General features: G+C 69.2%; 10 protein-coding genes and 1 pseudogene. 8 read left to right on the top strand and 3 right to left on the bottom strand.

Annotation, left to right across the window (positions count from 1 at the left end; genetic code table 11):
* Nucleotides 1-100: 100 nt before the first annotated feature.
* From AB0C15_RS28215 to AB0C15_RS28205, 3 genes are all read right to left on the bottom strand, one after another.
* Nucleotides 101-670, bottom strand: coding sequence for an NADAR family protein (locus AB0C15_RS28215; RefSeq protein ID WP_357356925.1), 570 nt, complete (start codon nucleotides 668-670; stop codon nucleotides 101-103).
* A gap of 663 nt (nucleotides 671-1,333) precedes the next feature.
* On the bottom strand, nucleotides 1,334-2,473 hold the full coding sequence (locus AB0C15_RS28210; protein WP_357356924.1) for a substrate-binding domain-containing protein: 1,140 nt from the start codon (nucleotides 2,471-2,473) through the stop codon (nucleotides 1,334-1,336).
* On the bottom strand, nucleotides 2,470-2,850 hold the full coding sequence (locus AB0C15_RS28205) for a hypothetical protein (RefSeq protein ID WP_357356922.1): 381 nt from the start codon (nucleotides 2,848-2,850) through the stop codon (nucleotides 2,470-2,472). Before AB0C15_RS28205 ends, AB0C15_RS28210 begins: the two co-directional genes overlap by 4 nt.
* Nucleotides 2,851-3,091: 241 nt before the next feature.
* Between AB0C15_RS28205 and AB0C15_RS28200 the strand changes: the two genes are divergently transcribed.
* From AB0C15_RS28200 to AB0C15_RS28165, 8 genes and pseudogenes are all read left to right on the top strand, one after another.
* Nucleotides 3,092-5,095, top strand: a complete 2,004-nt coding sequence (locus AB0C15_RS28200) for a DUF2264 domain-containing protein (RefSeq protein WP_357356920.1) — start codon at nucleotides 3,092-3,094, stop codon at nucleotides 5,093-5,095.
* Between the two features lie 42 nt (nucleotides 5,096-5,137).
* Nucleotides 5,138-6,442, top strand: a complete 1,305-nt coding sequence (locus AB0C15_RS28195; protein WP_357356918.1) for an extracellular solute-binding protein — start codon at nucleotides 5,138-5,140, stop codon at nucleotides 6,440-6,442.
* 116 nt (nucleotides 6,443-6,558) lie between these two features.
* Nucleotides 6,559-7,422 (top strand): sugar ABC transporter permease, encoded by an 864-nt coding sequence (locus AB0C15_RS28190; RefSeq protein ID WP_357356916.1) that lies wholly within the window; start codon nucleotides 6,559-6,561, stop codon nucleotides 7,420-7,422.
* Nucleotides 7,422-8,318: a carbohydrate ABC transporter permease gene (locus tag AB0C15_RS28185; RefSeq protein ID WP_357356914.1), complete on the top strand. Its 897-nt coding sequence runs from the start codon at nucleotides 7,422-7,424 to the stop codon at nucleotides 8,316-8,318. The genes AB0C15_RS28190 and AB0C15_RS28185 overlap by 1 nt, the downstream gene beginning before the upstream one ends.
* Nucleotides 8,319-8,323: 5 nt before the next feature.
* A complete protein-coding gene (locus AB0C15_RS28180) occupies nucleotides 8,324-9,037 on the top strand; it encodes a hypothetical protein (protein WP_357356912.1) in 714 nt (237 codons plus the stop codon).
* Between the two features lie 46 nt (nucleotides 9,038-9,083).
* Nucleotides 9,084-10,268, top strand: a complete 1,185-nt coding sequence (locus tag AB0C15_RS28175; RefSeq protein ID WP_357356910.1) for a glycoside hydrolase family 88 protein — start codon at nucleotides 9,084-9,086, stop codon at nucleotides 10,266-10,268.
* Nucleotides 10,250-11,137 (top strand): 5-deoxy-glucuronate isomerase, encoded by an 888-nt coding sequence (iolB, locus tag AB0C15_RS28170; protein WP_357356908.1) that lies wholly within the window; start codon nucleotides 10,250-10,252, stop codon nucleotides 11,135-11,137. Before AB0C15_RS28175 ends, iolB begins: the two co-directional genes overlap by 19 nt.
* A gap of 193 nt (nucleotides 11,138-11,330) precedes the next feature.
* Nucleotides 11,331-11,647 (top strand): annotated as a pseudogene (locus AB0C15_RS28165) (glycosyl hydrolase family 5); the annotation flags it as partial.

Here is an 11,647-nt window from a genome sequence, read left to right as displayed (position 1 = left end):
GCGCTGCCGCCTGGCACTTACTCGTAAGCCTGGCGTAGCCGACCACGTCGCGGCGACGAGCGGAATGCGGCAAGTCCGTGACCTCGGCGTCTAGCGACGGCTACCGCTCCGGCTCTTCGTGGAGGACGTCGCGAACTTGCATGAGCGCGAACCCGAGCAGGTTGAGGCCCCTCCAGCGAGCCGGGTCGGAGGCGACGGGGTCCTCTCGAGTTAGCCCGATACCCCAGATCCGATCCATCGGGCTGGCCTCGACGAGAACCCGTCGTCCGGTACCAGCCAGGAACGCGCGCAGCGAAGCGTGCTGACCGAACTTGGCCAGGTTGCCGGCCACCACGATCTCGAAGCGGTGTTCGTCCCAGGTCCGTTGATCGAAGCAGACGACCCGGCCGCCGAGAGCCTTGGCCGCGTGTGGATGCGGTGCGGCGAGAACCCGCTCGGCCATCGCGTCGTCACCGAACAGAATGGCCTTGCGCCACATCATGTAGTGCTCCGCGGTCGCGAAAACGAGCCCGTCGATCATGAACGGCGCTGGCCACCACTGACTCAAGCATCCGGCGCCGACCCGGCCGTCGCGCTCCGGCTGGTGCCCCCAGAAGAACATAAACCTGATCCGTTCCCCGCGCGCCTGCGCGGCGACCAGATCCGTGACGCTTCGACATGAAGCCAGCATGATCGCGACTGTCCTCGACCCGGACCCCAACGCGCCACAGCATTGTCCGAGGCAGAGCCGAGAGGGCTCGTCGCCCCGCCACAGGAATACACAGCGCAGCGAGCGTCCCGGTTACACACGCGGCAGTGCCGTGAGCCACGCGGACACGATTATCGCCCGGCCGCTGGCCGATCCGGGACGCTTCGGCGATGACGAGTGTCAGCCGGAACAGATGGCGCTCTCGGCGACAATCAGTGACAAGAAGCGACCAGTGTTTGGTCGTTTCTGTGCAGCTTAATGCCTATTTCTGGCAACCAACGACAAGCCCGATTTGGTTACGGATGGTAACAAGGGGTTTTGACAAAAATGACAAGCCTTGAGCGATGCTCGACATGAGGTTCTCGTGGGTTCACATCGCCTCGGTCCGCCGAGCTGCCCAAAGTAGCGATGCGCTCACGTAGTCGCCTCCGGTGATGTGTGTGCTCGTCGGCAGGATGCGGTGGGGTATTGGTCCGTGATGTTGTGACGGGCACGGCCGGACCCCGTGGCTGGAAGGCGTGCGCGTGCACCTGCAACTCGTGGCGTAACCCCGGCACGGGTCACGGCCGACCCGCCCGCGCCAGGTGAACGGTCCAGATCACCCTGGCTTGCCCTGTCCGAATGTTCCGGACCGGGGCATATCGCCTATGCGGGTGGCGGCGCGGTGGATTCCCGGATCCGCAGTGACGGGCTGATGACGATCCGGTGAGTGGGGCGGTCGGGGTCGACAAGCCGGTCTGCGACGAGACGCACGGCGGCCCGCCCGATCGAGCGTCGCGGCGGTCGGACCGCGGTCAGCGGCGGGCTGAAGAGCCCGGCGACCTCGTCGTCGTACGCCACGATGGAGAGGTCGCCGGGAACGGAAAGGTGCCGCTCCTCGCAGTGCTGCACCAGCGCGATGGCCTCGGCGTCGGCGTGCACCAGCAGTGCCGTCGTCCCGGTCGCCTGGCACTGGTCGAGGACGTCGTTGAGTGCGGTGTCCCGCTCCGGTGACCGTGCGTCGGGCACCACGGCCACGACCGTCGCGTCCGGATCGAGGCCGCACTCGGTGGTGGCGTCGAGCCAGCCGCGCCGTACGTGTTGGCTGGTGGGGCTGTTGGCGTCTAGGACCAGGCCGACCTTGCGGTGTCCGAGCGAGGTGAGGTGGCGTACTGCCATGGCTGCACCGAGTGCGTGGTCGGTGACCACCGACTCCATGACCGCGTGGTGGCTGCCTACCGAAGCGGTGCGTTCCAGCAGGACGACCGGGAGGCCGACCTGGTCGAGCCACTCGATGGTGCGCTCGGCGCTCGGGGCGTCCATGCTCGGCGCGATGATGAGCGCGTCGACGCCCATCCGCTCCACGAGACGGGCCAGTTGCGGCTGGTCGTCCTCGGTGTCGTAGGAGGAGCCGCGCAGAACCACGCGCATGTCGAGCTCGCGGGCTGCCCCCTCGACGCCGCGAGCCACGTCCGGCCAGTAGTAGTCCAACGAGGGCACGAGCATGCCGAGGGCGCGCCCGACCAGCGGGTCCAGGCCGGCGGCAGGTGCCTCGTCTGCTGCCGGGGCGTCGTCCGGCAGGATCAGGGCGACCCCACCGTGGACGCGGCGAACCAACCCCTCGGCGGCCAGCTCCGCGATGTCGCGCCGGATGGTGACCGGCGCGGCGCCCAGCACGTGGGACAGGTCAGAGATGCGCATCGAGCCGTCCCGGTGCAGGGCTGCCAACAGTTGCTGGCGGCGGGCGACCTGAAGCGGCCCTCGGGAGCCCTCCGCCGTGGCGACGACAGGACTGTCCTTGGTCATGGGGGACCTCCGGGGAACGCTTCGTGCGGCGAAAGCTCTTGCAGGGTGCGGACAAGCTCGCCGGCCGGGTCGAACGCGGTGACGTCGACCGCGAGCCGGATCGGCTGATCCCCCCATCCGTCAAAGAGCATAGGAGTCGTGCTCCGCCGGGTCGTCGCGGCGCACGGCGCTGAACCCGGCTGCTGGCTGACGCCGTCCAATGCGGAGGTCTCGGCGTGGCCGGCGACGAGCAGGTGGCGGTGGGGCGGCGAGGTCGCCTGGTCCGGGTCGAGGTTCCCGGCGTCGTCCGGCGACGCGAGCACCCATGCCGGCGGTTCCGGCCGGTGACCGTGCCACACCGCGGCCAGCGGGTCCGCGAGGCGGTCTGCGACGGTCATGACTCCTCGGGCGGTAGAGCGGCTATGAACGGTTGTGATCATATCAGAGCACTTGGCTCGCCGAGGCGCTGTTGTGTGCTCTCTTGATCGGTTGTGTCCATAGAGGTTTGAGAACAGCATTGACTTGCTCTGTTGTGAGCGTTTTACTTCGGAAACCCGGCGGATGTCTGTACGTCACATTCATGGGCAACGCCCCGCTCGCCATATTCCACGGAGACGGCTCGATGCGACAGGACCTCGGATGACCTTCGGGACGGCCGGCCGGCTGGCACCGGGGACGAACCCCGGTGCCCCCGCCGCCGCGACCTGGCACCGGGATGACTGGTTGACCCTCGCCGATCGGATGCTCGCCGCCGCCCGGCCGTTCGCGTCGCCCGGGCACGCCCTCGTCACCTTTCCCGGGCCGGAGGGCGGTTACGGTCGGGCCGTCGACGGCCTGGAGGGGTTCGCGCGGACCTTCCTGCTGGCCGGCTTCCGCATCGCGGGCGCCCAGGGGGTGGGCGTGGACGAGCTCGTCGACAGGTACGCGGCCGGCGTCGCCGCCGGCACCGACCCGAGCTCTCCGGACCGCTGGGTGCGCCTGGACGAGCACCCACAGGCCAAGGTGGAGGCTGCCTCCATCGCGCTGGTCCTGGATCTGACCCGCCCGTGGATCTGGGACCGACTGCCGTCGGCGGTACGAGAGCGGGTGGTGGACTATCTGCGCCCGGCGGTCGGCGACGACACGTACCCGCGGATCAACTGGGTCTGGTTCCGGCTGGTCGTCCAGACGTTCCTGCGGTCGGTGGGCGGGCCGCACTCGCTCGACGAGATGAACGAGGACCTGACCACGCATGACGGCTTCGTCCGCGGGGACGGCTGGATGTCCGACGGGCCTGACCGTGCCTACGACCACTATGTGGGCTGGGCCCTGCACCTCTACCCGACGCTGTGGTCCCGGATGGCCGGCGCCGCCGACCTCGCCGAGCAGCGCCGCGAACGGGACCTGGCCGGCCTCGACCGCTTCCTCGTCGACGCGGTCGCGCTCGTGGGCGCCGACGGATCGCCGTTGCTCCAGGGGCGAAGCCTGACCTACCGCTTCGCCGCGGCGGCGCCGTTCTGGGTCGGCGCCGTCGCCGGCGTGCCCTCGGTCAGCCTCGGCCGGTTGCGCGGCGCGGCCACCCGCATCGTGCGTCACTTCGTCGCCAACGGCGCCCTGGACGAACGAGGCCTGCTCACCCTCGGCTGGCACGGGCCGTGGCCGCGACTGGCGCAGTCGTACTCCGGGCCGGGCTCGCCGTACTGGGCCAGCAAGGGCCTGCTCGGCATCGCCCTACCCGCCGACCACCCGGTGTGGACGACTCCCGAGGAGCCGCTGCCGGTCGAGGAGCGGGACACGGTGCGGGCGGTACCCGCGCCCGGCTGGCTGGTCTCCGGCACCCGTGCCGACGGCATCGTCCGCGTCGTCAACCACGGCACCGATCACGCCGTCGAGGGTGCCACCGTCTCGGATTCCCCGCTCTACGCCCGGCTGGGCTACTCCACCGCCACCACCCCGGTCCTCGACGACAGCGGCTGGGCCAGCCCGCTCGACCAGTCCGTCACCCTCGTCGACGACGCGGGTCGGGTCACCCACCGCGCCGGCATGCGCCTGCTGACCGTGCGCGTCGACACCGGCGGCGTTGGTGTGGCCGGGTCACGTGCCCTGGCCCACTGGGTCGACCCGGATCCGGGTCAGCGCGATCACGGCGGCGGCCTCCTGGGCCGGTCCCGACCGGCCGGGCACCTCACGGTGTACTCGCTGGTCCGCGGCCCCTGGGAGCTGCGTCTGACCCGCGTCGACGGCCTCGCCGACGGCGTCGAGGCGGCTGCGCTGCGGCTGCGGATCGGCGGCTGGGCCGTTCCGGGGGACGCGACGGCGACCGTCGGCGACCGGGTGGCGGTCGTGACCGGGGCCGGCCTGACCAGCAGGCTCGAAAGCGTGCACGGCGGCGGAACGGCCGGTGTCACCGCCGTTCCGCACGGCGGGCCGCTGGCCGGCGGACTGGTCGTGCCCTGGCTGGACCACCCCGTCCGGCCGGGCGCATGGGCCACCGCCCTCATCGAGTTGTCCGGAGTGCCGGCAGCCATGGCCGGGCAGGCGTGCCAGGCCGGGGTCGACGAGGACGCCGACGGCCTTCACCTGGCGGTCGACTGGCCCGACGGGATCAGCACGTCGACCCGTCTGGACACGGAGCATGCCCGGCCCACCCAAGCGGCCTGGTAGCAGTACGGGCCCGTCCGGGCCCTTGACCTGAAGGAGAAAGGGATGAAGCGTGCGATACCGGCCGTCATCTGCGCCGCGACGGCCCTGACGCTTGTTCTCGCCGGCTGCGGGGGCGGAGACGAGCCAGTCGACCCCAACGCCCCGGTGACGATCACCCTGGCCGGCTGGACCCTGGCGTCCACGCCGGAGTTCAAGACGCTCGCCGACGGCTTCAAGGCGACCCACCCGAACGTCACGGTGGAGCTCAAGGAGTACGCCCCAGGCAACGACTACGACACCCAGATGATCACGGACCTGGCCGCCGGCACCGCCCCGGACGTCTACGTCATGAAGAACCTCAAGAACTTCTACACGTACCAGAGCGGTGGTCAGCTGCTCGACGTCTCCGACGTCACCTCCGGTCTCGGCTCGGTCCCGGCGCTCGCGTCCTACCAGGTGGATGGCAAGGCGTACGCGGTGCCGTACCGCTTGGACTCGTGGGTGCTCTTCTACAACAAGGATCTGTTCGCGAAGGCGAAGGTGGCGCCGCCGGACGGCAGTTGGACCTGGGACGACTACACCGACGCGACGAAGCGACTGCACACCGGGCTGAAGGGCGCCGGCTCGAACGCGACCGGCGCGTACCAGCACACCTTCCAGTCGACAGTGCAGGGATTCGCGCTCGCCCAGACCCCCAACGCGGACCTGCTCTCCGGGGACTTCGGCTACCTGAAGCCGTACTACGAGCGGTCACTGGACCTGCAGGCGGCCGGCGCGCAGCCAACCTTCGGCACCGCGAAGACCAACAAACTCACCTACCAGGCGCAGTTCGGCAAGCAGCAGTCGGCGATGGTGCTGATGGGCACCTGGTACGTGGCCACGCTGCTCAACCAGCGACAGAGCGGTGACGCCGACAAGTTCCAGTGGGGAATCGCCCCGGCGCCGCAGTTCGACAAGTCCACCACCGGCACCTCCGCCACACCTGTCACCTTCGGTGACCCGACCGGCTTGGGGATCAACCCGAAGATCAGCAAGTCCAAGACCGCCGCGGCCAAGGCCTTCCTCGAGTACGCGGCCGGCTCGGATGCCGCCAAGGCGCTGGCCGGGATCGGCATCACCCCGGCCCAGGTCACCGACGCGGTCACCGCGACGCTGTTCGGGCTGGACGGCGTACCGCAGGACGACCTGTCGAAGTTCGCCTACGCCAAGCACACCATCAAGCCGGAGAACCCGGTGTCGAAGCACACCGCCGGCCTGCAGAACCTCCTCAACGAGACGCACTCGGCGATCCTCTCCGACAGCAAGGGCGTCGACGCGGAGCTGAGCAAGGCGCAGGCCCGTGCCAAGAACGAGGTCCTCAACCAGTGAGCTGATGGCGGGCCCGGCGCGCCTGAGCCGCACGCCGGCCCCGCCACCATGCCGAACGCTCCCGGAGACTCCCTATGGCAACATTGCCCCGCACGAGACCCAGGAACCGGCGGCTGGTGTCGCGTAACACGGTCGCCGGCTGGTCGTTCATCCTGCCCAACTTCGTCGGCTTCGCCGTGCTCACCCTCCTGCCCGTCGCGGTGCTGTTCTACGTGGCCTTCACCAGCTGGAACGTCTTCGGGGTGGCCGAGTGGACCGGCACCGCCAACTTCCGGCGGATGTGGGGTGACGCGAGCTTCTGGACCGCACTGCGCAACACCGTCTACTACACCGTCTTCCACATCCCGCTGACCCTCGCGGCGTCACTCGGGCTGGCGCTGCTGCTCAACCGCAGACTGCGCGGCGTGCGGTTCTTCCGCACCGTCGCGTTCTTCCCCTACATCACCTCGATCGTGGCGATCGCGATCGTGTGGAACCAGCTGTTCAGCCCGGAGTACGGCCCGATCAACGCTCTCCTCGGTGCCGTCGGGGTGGACAATGCGCCGGGCTGGACCACGTCGTCGACCTGGTCGATGCCGGCGGTCATCATCGTCGGCACCTGGCGGTACATGGGCTACTACATGCTGCTGTTCCTGGCCGGCCTGCAAACCATCCCGGCCCAGCTCTACGAGGCGGCCGAGACCGACGGCGCCACACCGTGGCAGCGGTTCGTGCACGTGACCCTCCCCGGGCTGCGGCACACCACCTTCTTCGTCACCGTGCTGCTCACCATCGAAAGTTTCAAGGTCTTCGACCTCATCCTCGTGATGACCGGCGGCGGACCGGGCCAGTCGACCCTGGTGCTGTCGCAGTACATCTACCAGAAGGGCTTCGAGGAGAACCAGTTCGGCTACGCCTCGGCGGTCTCCGTCGTCCTGTTCGCCATCTGCTTCACCATCACGGTCATCCAGTTCATGGTCAACAAGCGGAGGAACAGCTGATGACCGCGACCGACCTCTCGCTGCCCACCCCGGCCGTCGCCAGGCCCGACAACCACAGCGCGCCCGGCCGACCGGTCCGGTCGCAGGGCTGGCGGCTCGTCGGGTACGCCGCACTCGTGCTCGCGGCGGCCGGGCTGCTGCTGCCGTTCTACTGGATGGTGGTGGCGTCGTTGAAGAACAACAACGACGTCTTCACCATTCCGATCACCTGGCTCCCCGATCCCGTGGTGTGGCGAAACTACCTCGACATCTGGCAGCGCTCGGACATGACGACGTGGTTGGGGAACACGCTGCTGCTGTCGGTGGTCGTCACCCTCCTACAGGTGGTGACCGGCAGCTTCGCCGCCTACGGCTTCGCCCGGATCCGCTTTCCCGGCCGCAACGCGCTCTTCCTGGCGTACGTCGGGACAATCGCGGTGCCCTGGCAGTCGTACATGATCCCGCAGTTCATCCTCATGTCGAAGCTGCAGTTGTCGAACACGCTGTGGTCGATCGTCGCGATACAGGCGTTCGGCGCGTTCGGCGTGTTCCTGATGAAGCAGTTCTACGAGACGATCCCCGAGGAACTCAGCGAAGCGGCGCGGGTGGACGGGCTCAGCGAGTTCGGCATCTACCGACGGATCATGCTGCCGCTGTCCCGACCTGCGCTGGCCAGCCTTGCCCTGCTGACGTTCGTGACCACCTGGAACGACTACCTCGGCCCGCTGATCTACCTGCGCAGCCCGGAGCTGCGCACCATCCAGTTGGGGCTGAACACCTTCATCTCCCAGTACAACGCCGAGTACGCGCTGATCATGACGGGCTCGGTGCTGTCCGTGCTGCCGGTCGCGGTCATCTTCCTGCTCGGCCAGCGCTACTTCATCGAGGGCATCGCCTCGACCGGACTGAAGGGCTGAGGCCCATGCGTTCGCGCCACGACACCATCACCGCCGTCTTCGACGGGTTCTACGTCGCGCTCGTCAGCAACCTGCTGCTGGTGCTCGGTTGCCTGCCACTGGTGACGCTCGCGTTCACTACCGAGGCGGCACGCTCCTGGCCGCTGTACGCGCTGACCGCCCCGCTCTGCGCGCCGGGGCTCTGTGCGGTCTTCGCGGTCATGTCCGCCTACTCCGCCGGCGAGTCCGGCGGGGTGCTGCGCACCTACGGCCGTGCCTGGCGAGCCACCGCCCGGCCGGCGATGCTCTGGACGGCGGTAGCCATGGCTGCCCTGGTCGTGCTCGCCGTCGACGCCCGCGTCGCGTGGGGCCACCGGGTCGGGGCACTCGCCCTGCCGGTGCTGGCGACCCTGATCGTCCTCACCGTCGCGACCACGCTGCTCGGGTTGGTGACCGTCGCCGAGCGGCCCACCGCGCCGCTGCGCGAGGTGGCTCGCGCCTGCGTGTACCTGGCGGTGCGCCGGTGGTACCTCACCGCCGTGTCGCTGCTCGTGCTCGCGCTGCTCGCCCAGATTCTGGCAGCCCGCCCCGCGATCGCGCTCGGTCTCGCCGCCGCGCCACTGCTCTACGTCGTGTGGGCCAACAGCCTGTTCACCATGCGCGCCGCCCTCGACCCGCCGGCGACCGCACCCCGAGCCCCGGAACACCACGTGCCGGCCACCGAGCCGGGACGCCGATGACACACCTGCCCGGCACCGACCGGACACACGAGGGAGAACAGCATCCATGACGGCGACCGACGTCCGTCCCAGCTCCGACGCAGAAGCCACGGCCGCCGCGGTGGCCGCCGCGATACGTACCGTCGAGGCGAACATCGTCACCTTCGGCGACCGGTACCCCGGGGACACCACCGAGGCCAACCGCTACCTGCTCCGGCCACCTAGTGCTGGCCAGCCCGAGGGCGCCAACGTCGGCTGGACCACCAGCTTCTGGCCGGGCATGCTCTGGCTGGCACACGACCTGACCGGTGCGGATCGCTACCTGCGGGCCGCGATGTCGCACGTGGACAGCTTCGCGGCCCGGATGACCGACGGCATCGACCTGGACACCCACGATCTCGGCTTCCTCTACACCCTCGCCTGCGTCACCCCGGCCCGTCGTACCGGTGACCCGCAGGCCCGAGGCGCGGCCCTCGCCGCCGCCGACCACCTGATGACGCGCGTTCTCGAACCCGCCGGAATCATCCAGGCCTGGGGCGACCTGAACGACCCCCGCCAACGCGGGCGCACGATCATCGACAGCCTCATGAACACGCCGCTGCTCTTCTGGGCCAGCCAGACCACCGGCGACGACCGCTACGCCGCCGCGGCCCGCCGGCACACCGCTCAGCTACGCCAGCACATCCTGCGTCCGGACGGCACCACCTTCCACACCTTCTACTGGGACACGGACAGCGGTGCGCCGCTACGCGGGGAAACTGAACAGGGCCACTCCGACCACTCCTGCTGGGCGCGCGGGCAGGCCTGGGGCATCTACGGGTTCAGCCTCAACCACCGGCACATCGGCGACCCGGCGCTGCTCGCCGCCGCCAGGACCTGCGCCGACCGCTTCCTCGCCCACCTGCCCGACGACCACGTCGCGTACTGGGACCTGGAGTTCGGCGACGGCAGCGGCCAGGAGCGGGACAGCTCGGCCGCGGCCATCGCCGCCTGTGGCCTGGTCGAACTGGCGGACGGCCTCACCGACACGGCCAGCGCCGACCGGTACCGGACAGCCGCCGCCGAGATCCTGCGATCGCTCATCGGCCACTACTCCACCGACGGCCATCCGGTCTCGAACGCGCTCATCCTGCACGGCGTCTACGACAAACCCAAGAGCGTCGGCGTCGACGAGGGAACCCTGTGGGGCGACTACTTCTACCTGGAGGCCCTCACTCGCGCCACCATCGCGGGTTGGACCAGCCCCTGGTGACCACCGCGCACCGACCCCACCACCCCGCCTCCCGAAAGGTGACCATGGACTACCGCTACCACTGCACCATTCCTGCCGCCGACGGCCGGAACACGCTGCCCGTCAATCCCTGCCGGCTGCTGGACTTCACCCTGCTGCGGCTGTCGGCCGGCGAGTCCTGGACCGGCGGGTCCGGTGACCGGGAGATCCTGGCCGTCATCCTCGGTGGAACGGCCAACTTCACCGTCGCCGGCCGCGACTTCCCGCAGGTCGGCCAACGTCCGGACGTCTTCTCCGGCAAGCCGCACTCCGTCTACCTCCCGGCTGGCTCTTCGGTGACCGTCGAAGCCGTCACCGCCGTGGAGATCGCCCTACCGAGCGCGCCCAGTGAGCTGGCCACCGACCCCTATGTCATCGCGCCGGAGCAGGTCGCGGGCGGCCGTTGGGGAGCGGCCAATTTCGGCCGTACCTACCATCAGATCCTCACCGAGATCTCCCAGCCGGAGCTGCCCGCCCGCCGGCTCATCGTCGGCGAGACCTACACGCCCTCGGGCAACTGGAGCACCTACCCGCCACACCGGCACAAGGTCGACGACCTGCCCGCCGAGGCCGCACACGAGGAGATGTACTACTACCGGGTCAGCCCGGCGAACGGTTTCGGCATCAGCCGGGTCTACACCGACGACGGGTACGAGGAGAACGTCACCATCCGTGACCATGTGATGCAGATGATGCCCGAGGGGTACCACACCGTCGTCAGCGCACCCGGCTACACCACCTACTTCCTGTGGTTCCTGGCCGGCACACAACGCACCCAGGGTGCACGCGAGGACGCCGACCTCGCCTGGGTGGGCCAGACCGTACCGACCCTGCGGGGCCTGGGCCTGTAGTGACGTCGGTGGGACCCATCGCAACGTCGTCGCCGACCTGGGCGTAGGAACAGCTACCTGCTCCGGCTCGACCCGATCTCCGATACGCGGAGCCGTGTCGACGCCACCTTCCGCGTGACCAGCTGAACTCCGACTGTGACCCACACCGATTGGACATGTCATGACACAGAGGAAGTCGTCCCATGGACACGTATTGCCGAGCACCCGATTGCGCCGTCTGCTGATCGCGCTGGTGAGCGCGATGACGGCCATGGTGGGGGTGGTCGTCGTCGCGTCGTCGCCGGCGACTGCCGCGACCAATCAGTTCCGGGGGATGAACTGGGCGGTGTTGGGTGACAACTTCAAGACCGGTCCGCTTGTGGTGCAGGGTCTGAGCGCCTCGGACAGCAACGCGACGGTGCGAGCGAAGGCCAATGCCTTGTACGACGACATGGCGTCCACGATGGGTGTCAACACGGTCCGGTTGCCCATCAACACGCACACGGTGGGGACGGCCTGGTGGGAGGCGTA

It is taken from the genome of Micromonospora sp. NPDC048835, from assembly GCF_040649995.1.
Lineage (GTDB): Bacteria > Actinomycetota > Actinomycetes > Mycobacteriales > Micromonosporaceae > Micromonospora.
This window is presented reverse-complemented; position numbering and strand designations above follow the sequence as displayed.

Bases quoted from the DNA above. Each gene is read 5' to 3' on its own strand.
- AB0C15_RS28200 (WP_357356920.1), top strand. From the start codon at position 3,092: ATGACCTTCGGGACGGCCGGCCGGCTGGCACCGGGGACGAACCCCGGT.
- AB0C15_RS28210 (WP_357356924.1), bottom strand. From the start codon at position 2,473: ATGACCAAGGACAGTCCTGTCGTCGCCACGGCGGAGGGCTCCCGAGGG.
- AB0C15_RS28175 (WP_357356910.1), top strand. From the start codon at position 9,084: ATGACGGCGACCGACGTCCGTCCCAGCTCCGACGCAGAAGCCACGGCC.
- AB0C15_RS28180 (WP_357356912.1), top strand. From the start codon at position 8,324: ATGCGTTCGCGCCACGACACCATCACCGCCGTCTTCGACGGGTTCTAC.
- AB0C15_RS28195 (WP_357356918.1), top strand. From the start codon at position 5,138: ATGAAGCGTGCGATACCGGCCGTCATCTGCGCCGCGACGGCCCTGACG.
- AB0C15_RS28205 (WP_357356922.1), bottom strand. From the start codon at position 2,850: ATGACCGTCGCAGACCGCCTCGCGGACCCGCTGGCCGCGGTGTGGCAC.
- AB0C15_RS28185 (WP_357356914.1), top strand. From the start codon at position 7,422: ATGACCGCGACCGACCTCTCGCTGCCCACCCCGGCCGTCGCCAGGCCC.
- AB0C15_RS28215 (WP_357356925.1), bottom strand. From the start codon at position 670: ATGCTGGCTTCATGTCGAAGCGTCACGGATCTGGTCGCCGCGCAGGCG.